This window comes from uncultured Lawsonella sp. (assembly GCF_947252745.1).
Classification (GTDB): domain Bacteria; phylum Actinomycetota; class Actinomycetes; order Mycobacteriales; family Mycobacteriaceae; genus Lawsonella.
Map to the genome: position 1 here is coordinate 168,805 of NZ_CAMXWW010000003.1, position 23,054 is coordinate 191,858.

General features: G+C 59.3%; 21 protein-coding genes. 3 read left to right on the top strand and 18 right to left on the bottom strand.

Annotated features, from left to right (window positions below; genetic code table 11):
* Positions 1–16 precede the first annotated feature (16 nt).
* The 8 genes from ybeY to Q0X28_RS04665 all read right to left on the bottom strand — a co-directional run bounded on the left by ybeY (position 17) and on the right by Q0X28_RS04665 (position 8,459).
* Positions 17–487 (bottom strand): rRNA maturation RNase YbeY, encoded by a 471-nt coding sequence (gene ybeY, locus Q0X28_RS04630; RefSeq protein WP_296239058.1) that lies wholly within the window; start codon positions 485–487, stop codon positions 17–19.
* 3 nt (positions 488–490) lie between these two features.
* The gene (locus tag Q0X28_RS04635) at positions 491–1,537 is read right to left on the bottom strand and encodes a PhoH family protein (RefSeq protein ID WP_298576829.1); all 1,047 of its coding nucleotides are present in this window, start codon (positions 1,535–1,537) and stop codon (positions 491–493) included.
* Positions 1,538–1,554: 17 nt separating this feature from the next.
* Entirely contained in the window at positions 1,555–2,310 is a 756-nt protein-coding gene (locus Q0X28_RS04640) for a 16S rRNA (uracil(1498)-N(3))-methyltransferase (protein ID WP_296239054.1), read from the bottom strand.
* Positions 2,311–2,334: 24 nt separating this feature from the next.
* Complete coding sequence (dnaJ, locus tag Q0X28_RS04645; protein ID WP_296239052.1) at positions 2,335–3,480, bottom strand: molecular chaperone DnaJ; 1,146 nt, start codon at positions 3,478–3,480, stop codon at positions 2,335–2,337.
* Positions 3,481–3,573: 93 nt separating this feature from the next.
* Entirely contained in the window at positions 3,574–4,614 is a 1,041-nt protein-coding gene (hrcA, locus tag Q0X28_RS04650; RefSeq protein WP_296239050.1) for a heat-inducible transcriptional repressor HrcA, read from the bottom strand.
* A 131-nt stretch (positions 4,615–4,745) separates the two neighbouring features.
* The gene (gene hemW, locus Q0X28_RS04655; protein ID WP_298576832.1) at positions 4,746–5,984 is read right to left on the bottom strand and encodes a radical SAM family heme chaperone HemW; all 1,239 of its coding nucleotides are present in this window, start codon (positions 5,982–5,984) and stop codon (positions 4,746–4,748) included.
* Between the two features lie 2 nt (positions 5,985–5,986).
* Complete coding sequence (locus Q0X28_RS04660; RefSeq protein WP_296239045.1) at positions 5,987–6,262, bottom strand: hypothetical protein; 276 nt, start codon at positions 6,260–6,262, stop codon at positions 5,987–5,989.
* Positions 6,263–6,380: 118 nt separating this feature from the next.
* Positions 6,381–8,459 carry a M3 family metallopeptidase gene (locus Q0X28_RS04665; protein WP_298576834.1) on the bottom strand — a complete coding sequence of 693 codons (2,079 nt, stop codon included), beginning with the start codon at positions 8,457–8,459 and terminating at the stop codon, positions 6,381–6,383.
* A 140-nt stretch (positions 8,460–8,599) separates the two neighbouring features.
* Between Q0X28_RS04665 and Q0X28_RS04670 the strand changes: the two genes are divergently transcribed.
* The gene (locus Q0X28_RS04670; protein WP_296239042.1) at positions 8,600–10,156 is read left to right on the top strand and encodes a carboxylesterase/lipase family protein; all 1,557 of its coding nucleotides are present in this window, start codon (positions 8,600–8,602) and stop codon (positions 10,154–10,156) included.
* A gap of 35 nt (positions 10,157–10,191) precedes the next feature.
* On the opposite strand, the gene lepA is transcribed toward Q0X28_RS04670, so the two are convergent.
* The gene (gene lepA, locus Q0X28_RS04675; protein WP_296239039.1) at positions 10,192–12,048 is read right to left on the bottom strand and encodes a translation elongation factor 4; all 1,857 of its coding nucleotides are present in this window, start codon (positions 12,046–12,048) and stop codon (positions 10,192–10,194) included.
* A gap of 188 nt (positions 12,049–12,236) precedes the next feature.
* Between lepA and Q0X28_RS04680 the strand changes: the two genes are divergently transcribed.
* Positions 12,237–12,809 carry a type II toxin-antitoxin system PemK/MazF family toxin gene (locus tag Q0X28_RS04680; RefSeq protein WP_298576837.1) on the top strand — a complete coding sequence of 191 codons (573 nt, stop codon included), beginning with the start codon at positions 12,237–12,239 and terminating at the stop codon, positions 12,807–12,809.
* A 189-nt stretch (positions 12,810–12,998) separates the two neighbouring features.
* Entirely contained in the window at positions 12,999–13,259 is a 261-nt protein-coding gene (rpsT, locus tag Q0X28_RS04685) for a 30S ribosomal protein S20 (protein WP_296239034.1), read from the top strand.
* Between the two features lie 144 nt (positions 13,260–13,403).
* Here rpsT and holA read toward each other — a convergent pair whose 3' ends face one another.
* From holA to Q0X28_RS04730, 9 genes are all read right to left on the bottom strand, one after another.
* Positions 13,404–14,366, bottom strand: coding sequence for a DNA polymerase III subunit delta (holA, locus tag Q0X28_RS04690; RefSeq protein WP_296239031.1), 963 nt, complete (start codon positions 14,364–14,366; stop codon positions 13,404–13,406).
* A gap of 4 nt (positions 14,367–14,370) precedes the next feature.
* Positions 14,371–16,518, bottom strand: a complete 2,148-nt coding sequence (locus Q0X28_RS04695; protein ID WP_298576839.1) for a ComEC/Rec2 family competence protein — start codon at positions 16,516–16,518, stop codon at positions 14,371–14,373.
* Positions 16,505–17,203, bottom strand: coding sequence for a ComEA family DNA-binding protein (locus Q0X28_RS04700; RefSeq protein ID WP_296239027.1), 699 nt, complete (start codon positions 17,201–17,203; stop codon positions 16,505–16,507). Before Q0X28_RS04700 ends, Q0X28_RS04695 begins: the two co-directional genes overlap by 14 nt.
* A gap of 60 nt (positions 17,204–17,263) precedes the next feature.
* Positions 17,264–18,055, bottom strand: a complete 792-nt coding sequence (octT, locus tag Q0X28_RS04705; protein ID WP_296239025.1) for a diglucosylglycerate octanoyltransferase — start codon at positions 18,053–18,055, stop codon at positions 17,264–17,266.
* The gene (locus Q0X28_RS04710; protein WP_296239023.1) at positions 18,055–18,777 is read right to left on the bottom strand and encodes a histidine phosphatase family protein; all 723 of its coding nucleotides are present in this window, start codon (positions 18,775–18,777) and stop codon (positions 18,055–18,057) included. Before Q0X28_RS04710 ends, octT begins: the two co-directional genes overlap by 1 nt.
* A gap of 2 nt (positions 18,778–18,779) precedes the next feature.
* Positions 18,780–19,190 (bottom strand): ribosome silencing factor, encoded by a 411-nt coding sequence (rsfS, locus tag Q0X28_RS04715; RefSeq protein ID WP_296239021.1) that lies wholly within the window; start codon positions 19,188–19,190, stop codon positions 18,780–18,782.
* A complete protein-coding gene (gene nadD, locus Q0X28_RS04720) occupies positions 19,187–19,900 on the bottom strand; it encodes a nicotinate-nucleotide adenylyltransferase (protein ID WP_296239019.1) in 714 nt (237 codons plus the stop codon). Before nadD ends, rsfS begins: the two co-directional genes overlap by 4 nt.
* Positions 19,901–19,907: 7 nt before the next feature.
* Positions 19,908–21,158 (bottom strand): glutamate-5-semialdehyde dehydrogenase, encoded by a 1,251-nt coding sequence (locus Q0X28_RS04725; protein ID WP_296239017.1) that lies wholly within the window; start codon positions 21,156–21,158, stop codon positions 19,908–19,910.
* Between the two features lie 162 nt (positions 21,159–21,320).
* Entirely contained in the window at positions 21,321–23,051 is a 1,731-nt protein-coding gene (locus Q0X28_RS04730) for a YibE/F family protein (protein WP_296239015.1), read from the bottom strand.
* Positions 23,052–23,054 lie beyond the last annotated feature (3 nt).

The following is a 23,054-nucleotide window of genomic DNA, read 5'->3' on the forward strand; positions in this document are numbered from 1 at the left end:
GGTGGATCTATCCCTTTCACACGCGACTATCGCGCTGGTCATACCACTCCGCGAGGAGGGCGTTTTGGAGCGAAAACATCTCCTGCTCTTCGGCAGCTGTTGCGTGGTCGTATCCCAGTAAATGCAACACACCGTGGACTGTGAGGAGCGCCATCTCATGCCCGGCCCCGTGTCCAGCACGTTTAGCCTGGTCAGCGGCAAATTGCGGGCAGATGACAATATCTCCCAGCATGGCCGGTCCGGGTTGGACCGCATCCGGGCGTCCACCGGGGGTGAGTTCATCCATGGGGAAGCTCATCACATCTGTCGGCCCGGGAAGGTCGAGCCATTGAACATGCAACTGTTCAATAGTGGCTAAATCGACCAAGGTGATGGCGAGTTCCGCAGCGGGGTGAACGTCCATACGCTGAAGCGCGTAGGTGGCTACGTCGATAAGAATAGTTTCGTCGACGTCCATGCCGGATTCATTTGCTACTTCGATGCTCATTGCCTAGTTTTCATGCTTCCACTGTGAGGGCCCTTGACGGGAACCGTCTTTCCACTGGGAGGAATGCCGTTCGCGACGTCTCTCCTGCTCTTCATCGTAGCGCCCGTAGGCTTCCACAATGGCGGTAACAAGACTATGGCGTACCACGTCTTCGCTGGTGAGGTCGATGAAAGCGATATCGGGGTGGGTACCTTCCAGGACGCGTCGAGCGATGCGCAGACCGGAGGTTTTCCCGCCGGGGAGGTCCACCTGGGTGGCATCACCGGTGATGACCATGGTGGATCCGGCACCCAAGCGGGTGAGGAACATTTTCATTTGTTCCGCGGTAGTGTTCTGGGCTTCGTCCAAAATAACAAAGGCGTTGTTGAGTGTACGTCCACGCATGTAGGCCAGAGGGGCCACTTCGATGACCCCGGTATCCATCATTTTGCGGGCCTGCTCAGGTTCCATCATGTCCCGCAGGGCGTCGTAGAGTGGACGCAGGTAGGGATCGATTTTGTCGTTGAGGGTACCGGGGAGGAAGCCGAGATTCTCGCCTGCTTCAACGGCGGGGCGGGTGAGAATGATGCGGTTGACTTCTTTCGAGCGGAGCGCATTCACTGCCATGGCCATGGCAAGGTAAGTTTTGCCGGTGCCGGCTGGGCCGATACCGAAGACGATGGTGTGGTTAGCGATCGCCTCGACGTAATGTTTCTGGCCGGAGGTTTGGGCCCGAATAGTACGTCCGCGGACGTTCACGACCCGGGTAGAGAATACTTCTGACGGTTGATCGTGGCCGGAGCCAGCGAGCATGGAGACAGTCCGACGCACCATCGGCACGTCTAGAATAACGCCCTGCTCGATGGTGTCGAGGAGGGAAGTGATGACAGCTTGTGAGAGAGGGAGATCAGCGGGATCGTCAGGATCGCCGGCGAGAGTAAGTTCAGTTCCTCGGACGTGGATATCGGAGCTAAGGAGTTTTTCTAGTTCGCGGAGATTGGCATCGTGCGCGCCGAGCAGAGCCGGCATGGTGTCACCTTCAAGAGTGAAGGTGCGGGTGATGAACGGCATAACCTTAGCTTACCTTGCTACCAACGCTCCGTGAGGACTCCCATGGCCCCCAACGCGACTGCGCCGGCGGCAGCACTTCGCAAAACGGTAGGTCCCATTATGACGGATTGTCCGCCCGCGGTTTCCAAAGCGGTGATTTCCTCTTTTGTGAGGCCGCCTTCTGGCCCGACGATGAGGACGATACTCGTGGCGCGGTTAAAGGGCAGACTGGCGAACTTCACCCGGGCAGATTCATGCAGAATTGCGACAACACCACTGGCTTTCTGTGTCTCGGACACCAGCTTCACAATGTCATCGAGGGTGGCCACTGGGGTCACTTCTGGGTCCCAAGCACGGCGGGATTGTTTGGCGGCTTCTATGGCAGTCTTCTGCCATTTCGCCTGACCTTTGTCCTTCTTGGAGCCACTCCATTGGGCGATACACCGTTCCGCTTGCCAGGGAATGATGCGGTCGACGCCTGCCTCGGTAGCCAGATCTACTGCCAGGTCGGCGGCGTCGCCTTTGGGGATACCTTGCACGATGGTGACGGCAGGCTTTTGCCGGGACACGTTTTTTACCCCGTCGACAGTGGCATGCAAGGTGTCTTTGCCGTCGATGCCGGTGACGCGACAGACGGCCAGGGTGCCGACACCGTCACCGATCATCAACTTCTCCCCCACTCGGAGGCGTTTCACTGTCACCGCATGGCGGCCTTCGGCACCATTCAGCGTGAGAGTGGCGCCGGGTTCAGCACTCATATCGGCTGAGTCAATGCGGAATACGGGGAGACTCATGAAGCTATCCTAACCTGCTCGTAACTAACGCTGGAAGGCTTGCTTCAAGCGGCTGAACAGGTTGTCGTCGTCATCATCGGAGAGCACGCGCGCACCACCTTTTTGAAGACGGCGGAGCGTCTGCAAAGCCGCGGTTTCTTCTTCGTCGAGGTCCTTGGGGATGGTGACGTTAACGAGCACGACGAGGTTACCCCGGCGGCCGGTCCGCACATTCGGCATTCCTTTTCCGTGCTCACGGCGGACGGCGCCCGGCTGAGTGCCCGCCGGGATACGGACAGTGTGGACCTCCCCATCGGGCATATCAAGGTCAACTTCGCAGCCGAGGGCGGCATCGACCATCGAGATAGACACATTGCAGTGTAGGTCGTCGCTCTCACGGGTAAAGACAGGATGGGGTTTTTGCTGCACTTCGACATAGAGGTCACCGGCGGGGCCACCACCGGGACCCACGTCACCTTGGGACACCAGACGGATACGCATTCCGCTGCCCACACCTGCCGGAACCTTCACAGTGACGGTGCGGTTGCGACGGACACGTCCGTCGCCGTCACACGTGCGGCAGGGGTCGGCAATGATCTGGCCGGTACCACCACAGTTGGGGCAGGCGTGAGTGGTGACAATTTGGCCAAGGAAGGACTGCTGAACTTCTTGAATCTGGCCGCTACCGCCACAGTGCGGGCAGGTTTCGGGCTGTGCTCCAGATTCTGATCCGGTGCCTCGGCAGTCGGGGCAGAGGACATAGGTGGTAACGTCGAGGTCCTGGAGGCCACCCCGGAAGCACTCTTCGAGGGTGAGCTGGAGGCGGGTGAGAGAGTCACTGCCGGGCTGAACGCGGGAGCGTGGTTCTGCTCCGCCTGCACGCATGCCTCCCATGCCTGCCATGTTGAAGACGGCGTCGAAGATGTCTCCCATACTTCCGCCGCCAAATCCTCCGAATCCGCCGTCGTTGGGCTGTCCGAGGGGATCTCCGCCCATGTCGACGATGCGCCGCTTTTCGGGGTCGGAGAGTACCTCGTAGGCGGTGGTAACCTGTTTGAACTTCTCTGCTGCCTCCTCGGAGGGGTTGACATCGGGGTGCAGTTCACGAGCGAGTTTACGGTAGGCGCTTTTGATGTCGCGGTTTGTGGCGTCCTGGTCTACGCCGAGGAGGCCGTAATAGTCCAAAGCCAAGAGGAACGATCCTTCGTGTGTATCTGTTATGGAGCAGGGGCAGGTGGCTGGCGGTGTGTCCGGTGATGTCACACCGCAGGTAGTTGAGGAGGGCTAGTGCCCGGCAAGAATTTCTCCTATGTACCGGGCGACTGCGGATACCGCCGCGATGTTGGTGAGGTAGTCCATTCTGGTCGGTCCGATGACTCCCAAGCCTCCGAAGACAGAGTCGTCTGCGCCGTAGGTGGTGGAGACGACGGAGGTTCCATGGATATGCTCCAGGTGGGTTTCTTCTCCGATGCGAACGGTGACTGCGTGGGGGTCTCCAAGTGGATTGGTGTCTGCGCTGTTGAGCAGTTTCAGAATGACAACCTGTTCCTCTAGCGCATCGAGGAGTTCTTGCAGTGAGCCGTGGAAGCTTGCGGCATGCCGGGTGAGATGGGAGGTCCCTCCGAGGAGAAGCCGTTCTTCTGGGTGCTCCACAAGGGTGTCGAGGATGATATGCCCGGCGCGGGCGAGTTCTTCGGAGTAGAGATGGTGTGGTTCGGCGAGGAGCGCGGCAACTGCGGTGGAAGCTTCGCTGAGGGTACGGCCTTTGAGGGCAGTGATGAACTCCTGTTGGAGGGTGGTGACGGCGTCGGGGGTGAGGTCCCGCTCGAATTCCACGATGCGTTGGTCGACTCGCCCACGGTCGGTGATGATGATGATGAGGACGCGTCGGTCGGCCATCTGCATGATTTCCACGTGGTGCACGCTGGCACGGTGCAGGGTGGGGTATTGGATGACGGCGACTTGTTGGGTGAGCTGGCTGAGGAGGCGGATACCGCGGTTAAGGACGTCGTCGATGCTGATTGATTCGTCGAGGAAGCGCCGGATGGCAGTACGTTCGGCACGAGAGAGCGGTTTAATCTGCTCGATGTTGTCGACGAATTCTCGGTAGCCCTTTTCGGTGGGTACTCGCCCGGATGAAGTGTGCGGTTGGGTGATGTAGCCTTGGGCTTCGAGTACCGCCATATCGTTGCGAATGGTGGCGCTGGAGACGCCGAGCTGGTACTTCTCTACGAGGGCTTTGGAGCCTACGGGTTCGTGCGAGGCAACAAAGTCGGTGACGATAGCGCGGAGGACTTTGAGGCGGCGTTCATCTGCGCGTGCCATGGGGGCCTCCTTTGCAGTGAAGAGATGCGGGGTTCCGCGTGTCAATAATGCCGTCTGCCCCAATTCTGGCACTCTCGGGCGTTAAGTGCCAGTTTAACGCAATACGGGGTCCCCGCCACGTTCACCGGGGTCTACTCTTCGACGAGAAGCAAGTCCCCAATCACGCCATCGGCCAATAGCCGTCCCCGCGTTGTCAGTACCAGGTACTCTCCCTCCCACGTTGCCAGGCCATCTCCCACCACCGTGGCTGCTACCTGTGTTTGTGCAGGTGTGAGCACACTGCGATGCAACCCATCCCGTACCCGGAGTCGCAACATAATGGTCTCTTCACGCAGTTCTTTCTCCGTCAATACTTCGCACCAGTCAGCTGGATAGATGCCGTGGGACAGCAACGCCCCATAGCTACGGGGATTCTTGCGGATGCTCCATCGCACACCCCCTAGATAGCCATGCGCTCCGGGACCAGCTGCCCACCAGTTCCCACCCTCCCAATAGCCCAGGTTGTGCCGGCAGCGCGACTCCTGCGAACGCGCCCAGTTGGACACCTCATACCAGGCAAAGCCAGCCTGCTGCAGCGCCGCATCAATCTGGTAGTAGCGATCCGCCTGCACATCCTCATCCACCGGCGCGATCTCCCCGCGCTTGATCTTGCGGAAAAGGGCAGTGCCTGGCTCAACAGTTAACGCGTAAGCGGACACATGATCGACCCCCGTCTCCACCACTGTGTCTACACTGCGGGCAACCTCGTCTGCAGTCTCCCCGGGGGTACCGTAAATAAGATCGAGGTTGAGGTGCTCGAAGCCAGCAGCCTTCGCCTCCCGAATAGCGCAAACTGCACGGACTGGGTCGTGATCCCGGTCGAGGAGCGCCAAAATTCGCGAAGAGCTGGACTGCATGCCGAGAGAAAGCCGATTGACCCCCGCCTTACGCCAGCAATCGAACAGTTCCGGCGAGGTGCTTTCGGGGTTGGCCTCACTCGTGATCTCTGCCCCTGGCGCGATCCCAAAACACTCCCGCACCACTTCCAGAATTGCGGGAAGACGATCTCCCAAAAGGCTGGGCGTACCACCCCCGAAAAAGACTGTGCTCGCGAAGGGTAGCGTCACTCCCCTTTCTGCCAGTAACTGTGCCCCCAGGCGTAGCTCATGACACAACTGCTCTACCCAGTAGGTAATAGGATCCCCACTGGGGCCTGCTGGGAAAGTGTGGAGCGCGTACGTATTGAAATCACAGTAGCCACAGCGCGACGTACAGAAGGGGACGTGAAGATAAATGCCGAAAGGTCGGGTAGCGAGAGCCTCTCGATCGGTACACTCCCACGGAACCTGTGGGGTATGAACGTCTGTCGGTGTGAGGGGAGACGACGACACGGTCACTGACTATCCGTGTGGCTTATGGCATCCCGAGAAGTCCCTGCGGTAGCACTCTTGTCAGCACGCCCCACGAGCGCGGGTTCAATCACATTATGGACATCTACCCGCCGCCGATACGCATTCTCCACGACGTCGATAATCGGTAGCAGCAGGAACTGTGCAATGACGAAGCAGATGGGGATAAGGATGAGGAGCGCAATAAACATCTGCCACCCCACCGGCAGGTCCACGAACCAGGACGCCACCGTATTAGTCCAACCAAGAAACCGTTCCATTCGCCACCTCCTGATCACTTTCCTTCACAGCCCCCAGCACACAGCTGGAGCTTTTCCCACCGCCCACCTTTGCGGTCCTCCCCTTTAGGGTAGTTGATGAGCACTATGGGTGGGCCTCTTAGACCAAACCCCTGCGGCGCAATAGCGGAGCGACATCCTTGTCTCGACCCCGGAAGTCCCGGTAAGCCGACATGTAGTCAATTGCCCCACCACGTGAAAGAATCTTCTCCCGGAAACGGCGACCTGCCTCTGGCACCAATCCGCCCTGTTCGTTAAACCAGTCCACCGTATCCGCATCCAGCACTTCGGACCACAGATAGCTGTAGTAGCCAGCAGAATACCCGTTGCTAAAAATGTGCTGGTAATAGCGAGTGCGGTAGCGTGGTGCAATACCGTCCACCAACAATCCTGCTCGCTGCAGAGCAGTATGTTCGAAGGCTGCCACATCCACATCATCGCTTAACGCGAGTGCCTCCGCATGGGTGAGAGTGTGCCATGCCATATCGATAACGCAGGCGGCTAGGTACTCCACCGTTGCAAAACCCTGCCCGAACTGCTGTGCGGCGCGCACTTTCTGGACCAGCTCGCGGGGAATAGTCTCCCCCGCTGCGTTGTGGGCATAGACCGGCAGCGTGTCCTCGTGCAGGGCCCACATCTCATTGAATTGGGAGGGAAACTCCACGAAATCCCGCGGCACATTCGTCCCCGAGAACAACGGATACACCACCGAGCTGAGCATCCCATGCAGAGCATGGCCAAACTCATGGAAGAGGGTCTCTACCTCATCAAGAGTAAGAAGAACATCCTCCCCGGCAGGGGCAGGAGTGAGGTTGAGAACGTTAACGATGATGGGTTTCTGTCCCAGAAGATAGTTCTGGTCAACGATGCTATTCATCCAAGCACCACCCCGCTTCGTCGGGCGCGTGAAGTAGTCGGTGAGCAACAGGGCAATGCCCTCCCCCGTTGCGGCGTCCGTCACCTCCCACACATCCGTATCCGGGGTATAGCCCACTAAGTCAGGACGTTTCACAATGCGCAGCCCATACAACGTTTCCGCAGCCCGAAAAACGCCCTTCTCCACCACACTCTGCAGGCGGAAATAGGGTTTGAGCGTTGCACTATCGAGGGCATAGTGGGCGGACCGCACTTTCTCTGCGTAGTATGGCCAGTCTGCGGCGGTAAAGCTGGTCTCCCCAGCCGCTTCTGCCATCGCCACGAGGTCTTTCCGTTCACGCTCCGCGTTTCGAACTGCCGCCGGAGTGATATCAGAGAGAAGTTCCAGCGCAGCTTCTGGGGTGCGTGCCGTTTCGTCGGAGATGACAAATTCCGCATGCGTACGGTAGCCAAACAGTTCCGCCTTTTCCGCTCGCAACACCGCCATACGACGCGCGATCTGCTCGCTGCGCACACCACCACGTTCCACGGAGGCCTCATACACTCGGGCGCGCACCACGGGATCAGACAATTGTTCGAGAATAGGTTGGGCAGTCGGCAACCCCAGAGGGATGAGCCAGCCCGTCATTCCGGCGGCGCGGGCAGTGTCAGCGAAGAAGTGCTTCTGTGCGTCATCTACCCCCGCGAGTTTGCATTCCTCCATGATGTGAACGGCACGTGCCTGCGTGTCCTTAAGTAGGTTGTCGCCGAATTCTGAGGACAGCTGAGAAAGCTCGGCGTTAATTTCCCGGACGCGTGCCTGCGCCTCCGCACTAAGGCCAGCCCCATGGCGCAAGAAAAGGTCATGGTAGCGCTGAACTAAAGCCACCGTCTCCGCCTCCAACTGTGCAGCTGTTACCCCGCCCTTCGCCTCGATCGACCCTACGCTCTCCGGCAGTGTCTGGAACACAGCATCAATTCGGCGGAAAAGCTGCGGATTCATGTACATGTCGTCAGAGTGTTGGGCGAGAAGCGGGGAGATCTCCGCTTCCATGCGCAGCCGTTCCTCCGTCGCATCAGCACCTGCCACTGTGTAGAAATACCCCAAAACGCGGGCAAGGTCCTGTCCGCTTTGCTCCAACGCCACCACAGTATTCGCGGCGGTAGGTTCCTCTGGAGAGTCCGCAATAGCTGCGATTTCAGCGGTATGACGTCGTAGTGCCTCCTCCAGCGCCGGCATCACATGCTCGTCGCGGATCGCAGAAAAGTCGGGTAAACCGTAGGGCAGCGTGGAGGGGACCAACAGCGGGTTTGCAGGGGACACGACACACCTTTCTCGTCATCACGGGTCGTTGTCTCAGATCATTGTCACAGGCTGGCTCAAGCGGCTGTTAGCAGCCAATCGAGCCGCGTCGTGGCATAGTTGTGGGTTCTATCTTAGCGAGGACAAGGTAACCTCGGATTATGGCCGAAAACGACACCACCACAGTGACCTCTCCACGTGGAGTCCCTTCCCCCCTTGTTATCACCACCCAGTATGGGCAGGTCCAAGGGCTTGACCGCGCCCACGATGTGGTCTTCTACAGCATCCCCTACGCAGCTCCCGTCTCCAGTACCTCCCGCTTTGCCGAACCTGAGCCCGCACTACCCTGGGACGGTATTCGCGACTGCACTGCGCCCGGCCCCACCGCCCAAGACTTCTCCACCAATCCCAACCCCACCATCCCAGAAGTGGTCCGGCCCGGCGCAGAAAAACTCAATCTCACGATCTATGCGCCCAGAGATACCCTCCCCCAGCCCAACAAACTGCCTTCATCGCATCCACTCCCCGTCTTTGTGTGGATTCATGGCGGCAGCTTCATTGTGGGGGAAAATGCCTGTGATTGGTGGGATGGAGCAAAGTTCACCGCTGCCGGAGTGATCGTAGTAACCATCAACTACCGTCTTGATGCGGAAGGCTGGCTGCCGCTGCCGGATGCCCCTCAGAACCGCGGCATGCTCGACCAGCTAGCCGCCCTCCGATGGGTGCAGAGTAATATCTCCGCATTCGGTGGTGACCCTAAGCGTGTCACTATTGGAGGTCAGTCGGCAGGTGGCACGAGCGTCCTCTGCCTCGCCTCTAATCCTGCTGCAGAAGGTCTTTTCCAACAGGTATTTTCATGCTCACCCGCGTTTGTCCGCCTCCCCTCCGATGGGGGCGCAAAGGGAATCGTTAAGGCAGCCCGTCGCGCACTGCCCTTCCGAACCTTTACGGTCGATGAGCTGTCACAGTGGCCGCTGGAGAAAATGAAGAAGCTCTCTCGCCGGATGCGGCGCAACAACCCCCTCGGTCTCCCCTTTTACCCGGTGCGTGATGCGGCTACTCAGCCGAAGACTCTAAGTGACGCGGCTGACGGTGCCCCCTTCCAGAACTATCCGATGCTCATCGGATCCACCTCGGAAGAGTTCGATTCGATCACTTTTGACGGTGCAATGAAGCTGTTCTCCCGGCTCGGTGTGGAGATTTCTCTCTCTACGGCGGGCGTGGATCCCAACCGGAGAAACAGCGTGATTGCCGCCCACCATGACGATATCCACGAGGGTCGCGTGGGGGCGGTCATGTCTGACACCATGATTCGAGCCACCGTCGCCACTGCGGCAGAGGGGCGCGTCCTTGACCAACCTGCTGAAGAGTCCCGCACCTGGGTCTATGACTATCGTTGGCCGGGTCGACAGGGGGCTGCCCACTGCGCCGATCTCCCTATGTGGTTTGGTACGCTCGGTGCAGAGACTGCCGACAGCGTAGTGGGCCCCGTCGCTACAACGGATCCTAGTGACCCGACTGCCGCAGTGTTAGATGATGCCGCCGGGCAGACCACCGCCGATCTCATGCACAGTGCGCTACAGCACTTCATTACCGACGGTAACCCAGGATGGCCCGCCTACAACGAGGCGACGCGAGTCTGCATGGTGTGGGATGAGAAACCCCATGTGGAAATGGACTGCTATCGGGCTGCTCGGGCAACCTGGGGCCTCAGTTAGAGCTAAGTCTCTGGGGGCCCGGCGCCGCTGTGAGGCTACTTCTTTTTCTTGTCGCTTTCGGCGTCGGCAGAGAGAGCCGCAATGAAGGCTTCCTGCGGAACGTCTACACGGCCGATAGTCTTCATTCGCTTCTTGCCCTCCTTCTGCTTTTCCAGCAGCTTGCGCTTGCGGGAAATGTCGCCGCCATAGCACTTCGCCAAGACGTCCTTGCGGATGGCTCGAATATTCTCGCGGGCAATAATGCGGGATCCCACTGCAGCCTGAATGGGCACCTCGAACTGCTGTCGGGGGATGAGGGTCCGCAGCTTCTTCGTCATCATATTGCCATAGGTGGAGGCATAATCCTTGTGGACGATAGCGGAGAATGCATCCACGGCTTCACCCTGCAACAGAATATCGACTTTCACCAGGTCGGCCAGCTGCTCACCGTCCTCGTGGTAGTCCAGCGAGGCGTATCCGCGGGTGCGCGACTTCAGCGAGTCGAAGAAGTCAAAGATGATCTCGGCGAGCGGCAGGCGGTAGCGCAGCTCCACACGCGTCTCAGACAAGTAATCCATGCCCTTTAACTCACCGCGATGGGTCTGACACAGCTCCATCGTGGTGCCAACAAACTCGCTGGGCACAATGATCGAAGAGGTTACGACGGGCTCATAGACTTCCCGAAGTTTACCTTCGGGCCAATTAGAGGGATTCGTCACTTCGTACTCGGTGCCGTCTTCGGTGACAACCCGGTAGTGCACGTTGGGTGTGGTGGAGATGAGGTCCAGCCCAAACTCGCGCTGCAGACGGTCGCGGGTGATCTCCATGTGGAGGAGGCCGAGGAAGCCACAGCGGAAGCCGAAGCCCAGCGCCACAGAGGTCTCCGGCTCGTAGGTGAGGGCTGCATCGTTGAGTTGCAGCTTGTCAAGTGCATCGCGCAGGTCGGGGTAGTCGGAGGCATCAATAGGGTAAAGACCGGAATAGACCATGGGCTTTGGTTCTTCATACCCGGCGAGAGGTTCTTCTGCTCCGTCTTTAAAGGTGGTGACGGTGTCGCCCACCTTGGACTGGCGAACGTCTTTTACACCGGTGATGAGGTAGCCTACTTCTCCAGCCCCAAGCCCATCGGTAGGTTTTGGCTCGGGCGAGATAACGCCCACTTCGAGGAGTTCGTGGACCGCACCGGTCGACATCATGCGGATCTTGGTGCGAGGGCGTATCTCCCCATCCATCACACGAATGTAGGTGACGACTCCACGGTAAATGTCGTAGACGGAATCGAAGATGAGGGCGCGGGTGGGGTCACTAGAGCTGCCGGTCGGGGCGGGCACTTTCTCGGCGATGACGTCCATGAGTTCTTCGACGCCAATGCCCGACTTTGCCGAGACCTGAATGACGTCGCTGGGATCACAGCCGATAATTTGGGCGATTTCGCGGGCGTAGCGCTCCGGCTCGGCAGCTGGCAGATCGATCTTGTTGAGGACGGGGATGATCTCCAGATCCTTATCGATGGCCATGTAAAGGTTTGCGAGGGTTTGCGCCTCAATACCCTGGGCGGCGTCGACGAGAAGCACAGCCCCTTCACATGCTTCGAGAGCGCGGGAAACCTCGTAGGTAAAGTCGACGTGCCCGGGGGTGTCGATGAGGTGCATGACGATCTCTTGACCGGCACAGGCACCCGTCTTCGGCACCCAGGGGATACGCACATTCTGTGCCTTAATGGTGATGCCGCGCTCCCGCTCGATATCCATGCGGTCCAGATACTGGTCACGCATTTCGCGCTGGTTGACGACACCGGTGATCTGCAGCATGCGATCGGCCAGCGTGGACTTACCGTGGTCGATGTGGGCAATGATGCAGAAGTTACGGATCCGGGCGGGATCAGTAAACGTCGTCTCTGCGAAGTGCGCCATAGACGTCCTCAAACCTTTCGGACAGTACGTGTCGGACAGTGCGGGTCGGACAGCGCGGAGGGTACATACCACCCGCTCCGCGGTGTCGATATGGGGAATTCCCCCTCTAGTGTCTCACGAAGTGGCAGTTTCTGGAATTTAGGCCGCTCTCTCGGGCACGCGCACCGGCACACGGTACGCTGAGACGTATGAGTCCAGCTGGAAAAGGCGGCCGCCTCGTCGGTACCTTGGTGCGCGCCGCGAAGAACGTTCTCAGTAACCCATCGGCGCGTCGTATTGTTGCGCGTGGTGCGCAGGAAACCATCCGGAGCTTTAGTGGGAATGCGCACGACCGGCAGATCAGCCGCGGGGGCGGTCGCCCCACCACCCGTCACGCTAAGAGCGCCCGTAGTGTAGCTCACCACTTGGTGTACTCCCCCGATTTGGATGGCAAGGCCGATCCGGGCGAGATCGTATGGACGTGGGTGGAGTTCGAGGAGGACCCCAGCGAGGGCAAAGACCGCCCGGTACTTGTGGTGGGTCGCGATCGTGACACGCTGTTAGGACTCATGTTGTCCTCGCAGTCACGCCGTCGCGATGACAGCAACTGGGAGTATCTTGGCCGTGGATCCTGGGATAGCCAGCATCGAGAGAGCTACGTGCGGTTAGATCGCGTCTTAGAGGTTCCAGAAGCAGGAATACGCCGTGAAGGTTCAGTACTCGATAGGGAACGTTTTGAGCAGGTCGCGCGCCGCCTGCGGGATGAGTACGGCTGGTCATGAACCAGGTAACACGTTTTGAGTGGTAGCAGCATCTTTGCTATGCTGAACCTTCGGTGATTGCGTATAGCGCACCCGGTGGACGTCCCGTACTTTTCTGTACGAATACTGCCGAGTGAGATGCCCCGGGGCAACGCGCCGCAATCAAATAAGCATTGAGTCCAGAACACATCAACTTACAGAGGTTTCCACGTGGCAAACATCAAGTCCCAGAAGAAGCGGATCCGCACCAACGAGCGCGCCCGTCTTCGTAACCAGGCCATTAAGTCTGCTCTGCGTACTGATATCCGCGCCTTCCGTGAGGCAGCTGAAGCTGGCGACAAGGAAAAAGCCACTGAGGCTCTGCGTGTCGCCAGCCGCGCTCTCGACAAGGCTGTCAGCAAGGGCGTCATCCACAAGAACCAGGCGGCCAACAAGAAGTCCGCTATGGCTCAGCAGACTAACGCTCTCTAATCTGTACTAGAACATCACAGGAGCGCCGGTGTGGGTTTTCCCGACCGGCGCTTCTGCTATAAGAGAGGCACGTCTCCTGGCAGCACGCATCATCCCAATCGTCCCCCGACTACGGGAGAATGCGCGTCAGCTAGGTGACGCGCCTCAGCGCTGACCCGCCAGTTGAGAAATCTCCCGGACAGCTTTTTCCAGAGCGTATTCAGCGTCCGCTGCTTGCCCTTTCACCGCCCCATTCAGATCGGTGGCAATCTGCATCGCCTGCGCCAGGCGAGCAGCATCCCATCTTCGCAGTTGCTGCTGAATCTTTTTGATCTTCCACGGCGGCATCCCCAATGTTTTTGCGGAAGAGTAGGGGTCTACGCGGCCCATAGCAGAAATACGCACCATTCCTAAGAGGGAATCTCCCAATGCATCCGCGATCGGAACAGGGTGCAGACCACCCACGAGTGCCCAGCGGAGTGCCGTCAACGCAGCCACCGTGTTCCCCGCAAGTGTATCGTCGGCAACCTGGAAACCGGTGACACCGGCTACCCCCGCGTAGTAGCGCCGGACAGCCGCCGGGTCGACCCGTCCCCCGGTATCCGCCACCAACTGGGTTACAGCGGAGGCAAGCTCACGAAGATCCCCACCGATAGCATCCAAAAGTGCATGGACGGTATCACTACTAGGACGGACACCCAGGGTGCGAAACTCGTTGACGACAAAGTCCTCTCGTTCACTCACCTTGATGATCTTTGGGCATTCCGTGACCTCCGCGCCTGCCTTCTTTATGACGGTGACGAGGTTTTTCGCACGGCCTCCACCACTGTGAACCACTACCAGAACGATCCCTGGCGCCAGTCCTTGTACCGCTTGTTCAATAGTGGCTGCTGCCTCTTTGCCAGCTTCACCAGCTGCTTCAAGGACGACGACGCGGTCTTCTGCGAAGAGAGAGGGGCTGAGCAGCTCGACGATTTCGGACGGTGTGACATCACCCGCACGGAGTTTGGTAATCGGAAGTTCTTCCGGATTGCCCTGCATGCCGACACGGACACTCTGAATGATGCTGGAGATCGTGCGGTCGATAAGGAATTCTTCGTCACCGAGAATGAGCTGCAGAGGGTTCACGCCTCTATCTTGCCATGACTAGGGCACAAATCTGGTTGGTCTTGGTGATTGTCACCGTCTCGCCGGGTGCCAGCTCGACAACGGGGGTGCCGCCCGGCGTGAGAGACACACGAGAGGACACGGTGGAGGATCCCTGGAGAGACTCACGTGCGGAGACGCTGGCGGATAACGAGCCAGGGTGATATGTGGAAGGGCTGGATCCACGAGTGATGGCGACGTGGGTGGTAACCGTGTTCAGGTGTACGAAAACAGGATCGCGCAGGCTGCTAGCGAGCTCATCGATGCGCGGCAGGGTCACAGCAGTGATTGCGCCTTCAAGAAGAATGACCGGACGCCGTAGTCGGTGGTTTGACCCGCGGTGTTCCACCCTCACAGTGTGCGTGGAGCTGAAAACAGAGTCACGCGATGAAGTGACGTTCGGCGCTGACGAGACCAAAGTGAGGGCATCTGGCTGACGTTGGCAAGCCATCAAATGCCGATAGCTTGCGAGAGCATGTCCGCCCGTCACTACCCCAGCCACGATGACGAGAACCGTAACCACTCCCCTCCCTCTCCGTGTGTAACAGGTGAGTACTGCTGCAGCGAGCACGGCGGTAGCCAGCAAGCTGGGAACCAAGGGTGGAACAAGCCCAGGGGAAAGCTCCTGGGGAAGAGAAAGCTGAGCCCAACTGGGGCCGCCCAGCGCCATCCCTACCTTCTCCACCCACCACAGTGCTGGCACTAGCACCATCAGCAGTACTGCTCCCAGTGGAGGGAAGACGAAACTCGTCATTACTCCCACCAAACCGACTGCGGTGATGAGGGGAACAACTGGTGCAACCATAATATTGGCGAGCACTCCAAGAACGCTGGCTGTCCCAAAAAGATAGAGACTTAACGGGAGTGTGCTGCTGGCGGCCACCACCGTCACCGCCAGCACCTCGCTAGCGACTCGAGGAAGCCCGAACTGTACGAATTTCTCAACGACCCGAGGCGCTGCCCAGATGAGCGCGGCAGTGGCCGCTACAGACAGGAGGAATCCGGGCGAGACAGCAAATAGTGGTGAGATGATGATGAGGCTAAGTATCCCGGCTCCAAGTGCAGGGAACGCGGCGCTGCGTCCGCCTTCCCACAACGCAATTACGCCCACGGCTCCGCTGATAGTGGCACGAAGGACGGCTGGTTCAGGACCGATTAACGCTGCGAAGAGTATGAGGAGGATAGAGTGCACGATTACCCGGCGGCGAGGGGAAGCATGGTGGAGTGTAACTCCGGCGAGGAGCAGCACATAGCTGACATTGGCACCGCTGACGGCAGTGAGGTGAGTAAGGCCACTGGCACGGTAACAACGCTGCTGGTCTGAGGTGATGCCGGAGGTGTCTCCGATGGTCATTCCGCGGGCCAGGGCATGCAGGCTGGTGGTGAGACCTGCCGTGTCGGCGAGGGTAAGGGCCTCCTCCCACCGCTGCGCAACAAGTGCAGAAAATGCCCAAATTCCTTGCGGTGCACGGGCACTACGAAGGTATACTGCTCGCCACTCTCCTAAGCTGAGGTGGTGGTCTGGGGGCCTTAATGGTTTAACGACCAGTGTGACACGTTGTCCTAGCACGAGTTTCTGACACTGTGCTGAGCGGGCATGGATGACCATCTCCCCGTGGGCAGTACGTAGCGTAAAGCGCGTACCCGTAGCGTTATGGAGTGGTCTGCCGGTGATGCGACCGAGGACTACCCGTGATGAGGCGGCCGTACGGGAACCCTGGGATGGAGGAGTGAACAGGGTAGCTGACCGGGTGTGAGTAGCTAACGAAGCATGGGTAACTGATGAGACCGACAGACTGGGGGTGGTCGTGGACGCAGGGTAGAGCGTATGCATCCCCCGTTCGATGAGATACAGGTGGGGCAGCGCTGCGGCACCACCCAGCACTACCGCCAGCAATGCTGCAAGAATAAGAGACACGAGCGGGGACTCTGACCTTCGCCGACGTATTCGCCACACGATGACAGCTCCGACGACAGCAGTCGCTACCACTCCCTCCAGGACACGAATCCCTCCTTCTGCCCCTACGAGGGCAGTCGCCCATAGGCAGAGTGCCGGTACAACAAGACGAATGTCGTGGACGCGGTCCCCATGCTCGTGCGCAAGGTGGAGGTTGTTCGTGCTAGACGGTGGCATGTCCGCGAATTTTGGCGAGTTTGCCCGCACCGATCCCATCGACAGCAGTGAGCTCCTCCACACTAGAAAAGGACCCGTTCGTGGTGCGGTAATCAATGATGGCTTGTGCGGTGGCGGGGCCGACACCGGGAAGCTCCTCAAGCTGTGCAGCGGAAGCAGTATTGATATTAATAGGGTCGCTAACTGCTGTAGACGCTGCTGAACGTCCTTGCGGGGGAGCTCCCGGGGAAGGCTCGCTAGCGTTCGTTGCCGTCTCGTGTGTGCCTGTTCCGATGGATGGCGTAGTTGTCAGGGTGACGGTACGAACCTCGGCCGTCTGCCCGGGGTGAGGGTTACTATTTCGGGTAGTTTGGCCAGACTGGGTAGCTCTCAGACCTATGGGAGAGACACCACTGGCATGGAGCATCCAGTAGTTGGCGATGAGGCTGGTGGTTGAGAGGCCAACCAACACCAGTACGGCGATAATGAATCCGCGTAGTTGTAGGCTTGTCATGGTCGCCCACCAGTGCGTTATCCGTTGTGCTCCGGGGATAGTAGAAGCGGCAGCAGAAAACGACCGGGATGCGGGAGTCGAAGGAACTGGTGCCGGGTCGGGCGGAGGGCTAGGTTCTTCGGTATCCCATCCACTTTGCGCCCAGGTGGGCGCGTTGGGCGGGTAAACGCTGATGGGTGAGCGGTGCGGCATACCAGCAGCGTAGAAGGGGACATTGTCCGTTATAAGTGTGGGCCCGCCCAGAGCAGAAGTTTATCCCCAGTTTGTGCGAGTGTGGAAGATTCGAAGGAAAGCGTCGGCGACATCCCGATGTGCGTCAAATCCCCAGTGCAAACCGTCAGGATTACCAATGTGGTTTTCAACGTAGCTGCGAGTCTCGGCGTAGAGATCCACGACGGGAATCTCCTTTTTCTGAGCCCACTGGCGCACTGCGGCACCTGTTTTATCGCGACCTGGCTGTGCATAACCATAGGATTTGCCCCAATGGCCGCAGGGGGTGACAGCGACGAGGGGGACGTCGGGGCGCACCACTGTGATGGCGTTACGCATCCGTTCTAGGTACTCCACCGTGAGATGGGGAGGAAGCGCCTGCCATGGCAGATAGGGGGACAGTTGAGGTTGCAGCGCCAGATAGCCCTTCCGTACGGCTCGACGTAAGCGCGGGGGGCGAATATATCGCAGTCCTTCGCGCAATGCGGTGGGTAGCGGAGAGGGCATGGAGTCCATACTGCATAACCCAAGGACCACAGCGGAAGATTCAGCGATGGCTTCCCAAATAGTGGGGTTTCGAGTGATAGCCCACCATCCTTGGCGGGTGGTCCAACCAGCTTCCGCAAAGAGCGCTAGCTCAAGGCCCATGTCGTGGGCGAGTGCTGCCGGCCAGAGACGCAAATCGTGGGGCGGTAGGGCACCTTCCGGCCCGAAGTGGGTGAGGGAGTCGCCAAAGACGACAAGCTTGGTGTGTTGATGTTGTGCGGACACATCATAGGCGGCTAACGCCTGACGTTCCGCAGTAGTGTCGTGATGGGCCGGCTGGTCTGTCATCAGAACGCGTCATTTCCCAAGTGAGTAGTGGAGTTCCAGATATCGACCCGCCACTGGTAGCCGGGTTGGATGGGTGGAAGCGCGGGGATACGAGGGCCAGCTGCTGCGGGATGCTGGTCGAGATCTGCTTCGGTGAAGTATTGCGGCCACTCCGTGAATTGGGACCAGGAGGTGTTTCCCAACGCGGAGAATGTGGCGTAGTTCTGCAGCGGTGAGTCGATGAGCGCGGCGGCTAAGGCCAAAAATGTTCCTCCGTGGGCGACAAGAAGGACAGGACGGTCATCCTGGCCCCAGCCAGTGAGGGTTCGGTGGAGGTCACGGACAACGTTCATGGCGCGCGCCGCTACTGCCAAACGGGTTTCTCCACCGGGGGGAGCAAAGGTGGGGTCGGAACGCCATTTCGGGCGGTCCCCGGGCCAGTGGGCCTCCACTTCCGCATGGTCGAGTCCCGTCCATGCGCCCATATCGGTTTCCCGAAGGCGGCTATCAAGCTGCACGGGCACACCACACAGGTCGCTTATCGCTTGGGCAGTTTGGGTGGCCCGCTGTGCATCGGAACTCACTATGGCGAGGGGATGTTTGGCAGCGAGCACTGGGGCAACGCGGCTGGCTTGTTCTCGCCCGCGAGCGGTCAGTACCACATCGAGGTGGCCCTGCATGCGGCGGGCACGATTGAACTCGGTTTCCCCATGCCGGAGAAGTATGAGTCGGCGGAAGGACACAGTTATCCCTCTGCGGCCTCAGCTTCTACAGTGTCGCCTGCGGTAGCGTCATCTACTGCAGGCCCCCAGGAGATTTCGGGGCAATCTTTCCACAGGGAGTCGAGACCGTAGAACTCGCGTTCGTCAGCATGCTGGACGTGGACGACGACATCCACATAGTCAAGGAGGGTCCAACGGCCTTCTTTGCCGCCTTCCCGGCGGACAGGCTTGACCTTGCGCTTGAGCAGGTCTTCTTCTACACCGTCCACAATGGCATTGACTTGGCGCTCATTGTCGGCGGAGGCAATGACGAAACAATCAGTGATAGCAAGTCGCTCCGACACATCGACGATGCGAATATTCTCGGCTTTCTTGCTGTCTGCGGCTTGGGCCGCCCAGGTAGCGATCTCGATTGCGTTAGCAGAGGCTGTCACGCATTCTCCTTCGAAATAGTGGTGTAAGCATCGGGGGGCATAGGAACGGGGGCAGTTGCGACAGCGGTGCCATCGGCACGCGCAGAATCATCTGACCGGTACAGGTTGCGCTTTGCAATGTACTGCACAACACCATCGGGAACGAGGTACCACACGGGCATCCCCTCCTCAGTGCGACGCCGGCATTCGGTCGATGAGATCGCCAGAGCAGGAATCTCGAGAAGAGTGACACGGCCTTCCGGAAGGCGACGCTGTAACTCTTCATCAATAGTGTAACCGGGGCGTGTGACACCAACGAAGTGCGCCATGTCGAAAAGCTCTTCCCAGTTCTGCCACGTCACAATTTTGGAAAGGGCATCGGCGCCGGTTATGAAGTAGAGTTCGCTTTCCGGGTGCTGGGATTGGATATCGTGCAGCGTATCAATGGTGTACGTTGGCCCCTGCCGATCAAGGTCGCAGCGGCTCACCGAGAAGCGCGGGTTAGAGGCGGTGGCGATCACCGTCATGAGATAGCGGTCTTCCCCCGAGCTCACCCGCCGCCCGTGTTTTTGCCACGGTTCGCCGGTGGGGACGAAGACGACGTCATCGAGATCGAAGCGAGCAGCGACCTCGCTGGCTGCCACCAGGTGACCGTGGTGGATGGGGTCGAAAGTGCCACCCATAATGCCGAGGCGGCTGGTGGCGGGAGAATGCCTTGTGCTATCCGTCATTGTGTACCTAGGGTCGGGTTTGACCAGTGCCCCAAATGACCCACTTGGCGCTGGTCAATTCTGGGAGTGCCATGGGGCCGCGTGCGTGGAGCTTCTGGGTGGAGATACCCATCTCGGCGCCCATGCCGAACTGTTCGCCGTCGGTGAAGGCAGTGGAGGTGTTGACGTAGACGGCTGCTGCATCGACACGGTCGGTGAACTGCTGAGCAACGGTAACATCCCGGGTGATGATGGATTCCGAGTGCCCAGAACCCCAAGTATTGATGTGGTCGACGGCTTCATCCAGACCATCGACCACTTTGAGTGCAATGTCCATGCTGAGGTATTCGCTGCCCCAGTCCTCGTCGGTGGCCGGAACCAGGCCGGGGAGATCCCCATGGACGGTGACACCGGCGCCTTTCAGCGCGTCGAGCACTGCCTGCAGTCCGTCGTCTCCCAGGCCTTTGTCGACCAAGACGGTTTCGGTGGCGTTGCATACGGAACAGCGACGCGTCTTGCCATTGAGCATGCAGGCGATACCCATTTCCAGGTCTGCGGCTGAGTGGAGGTAGATGTGGCAGTTACCGGTGCCTGTTTCGATGGTGGGAACGGTGGCGTTCTGAACAACTGCATTGATGAGGTTGGCGCCGCCGCGCGGGATGACGACATCGACTAGTCCACGTGCCTGAATGAGGTGGGTGACGGTGTCGTGGGATGCTGAGCTGATGAGCTGGACGCCATCCGCGGGTACCCCGCAGGAGGTGAGCACGTCTCGCAGGATCGCGACAAGAGCAGCGTTCGAACCTGCTGCAGACTTGGAGCCGCGGAGGATGACCGCGTTTCCCGATTTGAGGGCGAGGCCGAACGCATCAACGGTGACGTTCGGGCGGGCTTCATAGACGATGCCAATAACGCCCAGCGGGACGCGAACCTGCCGCAGTTTGAGACCATTACCGAGTGTGCGGCCGCGAAGCACTTCACCAACGGGGTCGGGCAGACCAGCTACTTGGGTAAGACCTCCGGCGATGCCTTCGATGCGGGCCTGGTCGAGCTCGAGACGATCGATCATGGCGTTGCTGGTGCCTTTACTACGGGCGATCTCAATATCCTCCCGGTTGGCAGCCAAGATTTCGTCGGCCCGATCGAGAAGGGTAGCGGCGGCAGTCTGCAGGATTTCGTTCTTCTGCGTAGTGGTAAGCAGGCCAATAGCCCGCGAGGCGGCTTTGGAACGGGCAGCGGCGGCGAGAATTTCCTCGCGCAGTTCATCAGTAGCGGTCATGCTGTCTAGCCTACCGTTCCTGTTGGAAGAGGCGGGCGTGCACGGGAGCCCTTCCGGCAAGTTTCTGGCAACTCGGACGTGTGGGAGGTCGATTTTTCGTAGCGTTCGTCAGGCTTCTCGATTTCCCCGTGCCCCCGTTTAAGAATCCTCCGGTAATGAATATTAGCGGGAGTGCCGGCCGTGCCGGGCAGGGGTTCCCTCGTCCCCACTGTCGTTTCCGGTGGTGTAGCGCTCTCCAGTGTGGTAGCCGCTAATGTCATTATCGGAGCCAGCTGGCCGGACGCGGCGCGGCTGGTAGTCGGAAATAGTGGGAGCATCTCCTGAAGAGGTGGCAGTGCTTGTAACAATGGGGGGTGTATAGGTAACGTAGCCGCGGTCGCCACTGGTGAGGTAACCGTCACCGGTCACCAGGTGTCCGTCACCAACTCGTTGGAATCCGCCCTGCGGCCGCGGGTAGCCGTCGGTGGGACGGGAGTGTGGATCGGCAGGCCGATGGTAGTTGTCGTGGTGTGGGTAGCCTCCCCTACTGGGTGGGACGATCTCCGCTTCGACAATTTCTTCTTCCCCGGATTCTTGGGGAGCGGAGATGGGGTGTGAGAGCGGCTCGTCGTCAGATTTTTCTGTGGAGTTGATAAGGGCCCCCACTGTGGCAGGAACGATATCCTCTTCCCGCCCATGCTTGTGCGGAACTGCTAACCAGGTGGCGATGGCGTTGGTGAGTGGGAAGGATAATGCCAGGGTAATGGCACCAACAATCGAGCGGAGGATCTCCACGGCTATCACTTCACCGTTGAGGACCTCCCACATGCCGCGGGAGGACTGTTGGATGAGGAGGAGGAGCGGCAGCACCGAGCCGGTGTAGGCCAGCACCAAGGTGTAGAGCATGGAGGAGATATGGTCACGACCCACCCGCATTGCACCACTGAACACGCGGCTGGCCGATGCAGTGGGATCCATTTCTGCCAGCTCGTATACAGTAGCTGCCTGGCTGATGGTGACGTCGTTCAGCACACCAATGGTGCCGATGATGAATCCGGCGATGACGAGACCGACAACTGGCAGCTGCCCCATGTACATCTGCATGGTGACGTTCTGGTCTTCTGACATCCCGGTGATGTGCGCCGTCTGTACTGCCAATTGGCTCATGGTGACAGCGCCCAACAGGGATATCAGTGTGCCCAGTAGCGCCGAGGCGGTTTTCCAGCTGAGCCCATGGACGAAGAACATCACGAGGAAGAGTGCGAGGGAGGAGCCGCATACGGCAACAAGGATAACGGGGTGCCCCGAGAGGATGGAGGGCAGCATCCATAGCACCACTACTGCCAGGGTGACGATGACACCAATGACGGCTCGCAGGCCTTTCCAAGAGCCGGCCAGGAGCACAATGAGGATGGTCACCCCCAGCCAGATGGCGAGGGAAGCACGCCGATCCATGTCTTCAAAGACGTAGCGGGTATTCCCCGCGGACTTGTCTTGCGCCATACGGATTTGGTCGCCTGGTTTCACCATGACGGAGTCGCCCACCACGCGATTGTTGAGAACCACATACTGGGAGGCGTTTTCGCCAGTGCGGATCTCCACGACGATGGCGGGGCATTGGCCTTTCACGGCCCCTTCTGAGGGCTTGAAGGAGGATCCTGCGGGGAAGTGCGGCTGCACATTCATGGGACGCCCGAAGAGGACGTTATTGCAGGCTGTTTGCCCTTCCTCCAGAGCCTTCCCATAGACCAGACTGTCGTTCATGCCGATGGACTGTTTGAGGGTGTCGTCGACCGTCACGGACTTGTCTGAAGGCCACATGAGAATCATGCCGATGAGGGTGGCAAGGCCAAATATCACCAGCGCGATAGTGACCGTTTTCTCAGCAGCCGTCGCTAGGCGGAGTTTTCCCATAGT

Bases quoted from the DNA above. Each gene is read 5' to 3' on its own strand.
- Q0X28_RS04670 (WP_296239042.1), top strand. From the start codon at position 8,600: ATGGCCGAAAACGACACCACCACAGTGACCTCTCCACGTGGAGTCCCT.
- hrcA (WP_296239050.1), bottom strand. From the start codon at position 4,614: ATGGCACGCGCAGATGAACGCCGCCTCAAAGTCCTCCGCGCTATCGTC.
- octT (WP_296239025.1), bottom strand. From the start codon at position 18,055: ATGACAGACCAGCCGGCCCATCACGACACTACTGCGGAACGTCAGGCG.
- Q0X28_RS04680 (WP_298576837.1), top strand. From the start codon at position 12,237: ATGAGTCCAGCTGGAAAAGGCGGCCGCCTCGTCGGTACCTTGGTGCGC.
- Q0X28_RS04700 (WP_296239027.1), bottom strand. From the start codon at position 17,203: ATGCCGCACCGCTCACCCATCAGCGTTTACCCGCCCAACGCGCCCACC.
- lepA (WP_296239039.1), bottom strand. From the start codon at position 12,048: ATGGCGCACTTCGCAGAGACGACGTTTACTGATCCCGCCCGGATCCGT.
- Q0X28_RS04660 (WP_296239045.1), bottom strand. From the start codon at position 6,262: ATGGAACGGTTTCTTGGTTGGACTAATACGGTGGCGTCCTGGTTCGTG.
- Q0X28_RS04695 (WP_298576839.1), bottom strand. From the start codon at position 16,518: ATGCCACCGTCTAGCACGAACAACCTCCACCTTGCGCACGAGCATGGG.
- Q0X28_RS04635 (WP_298576829.1), bottom strand. From the start codon at position 1,537: ATGCCGTTCATCACCCGCACCTTCACTCTTGAAGGTGACACCATGCCG.
- Q0X28_RS04725 (WP_296239017.1), bottom strand. From the start codon at position 21,158: ATGACCGCTACTGATGAACTGCGCGAGGAAATTCTCGCCGCCGCTGCC.
- Q0X28_RS04730 (WP_296239015.1), bottom strand. From the start codon at position 23,051: ATGGGAAAACTCCGCCTAGCGACGGCTGCTGAGAAAACGGTCACTATC.
- ybeY (WP_296239058.1), bottom strand. From the start codon at position 487: ATGAGCATCGAAGTAGCAAATGAATCCGGCATGGACGTCGACGAAACT.
- nadD (WP_296239019.1), bottom strand. From the start codon at position 19,900: ATGACGGATAGCACAAGGCATTCTCCCGCCACCAGCCGCCTCGGCATT.
- Q0X28_RS04640 (WP_296239054.1), bottom strand. From the start codon at position 2,310: ATGAGTCTCCCCGTATTCCGCATTGACTCAGCCGATATGAGTGCTGAA.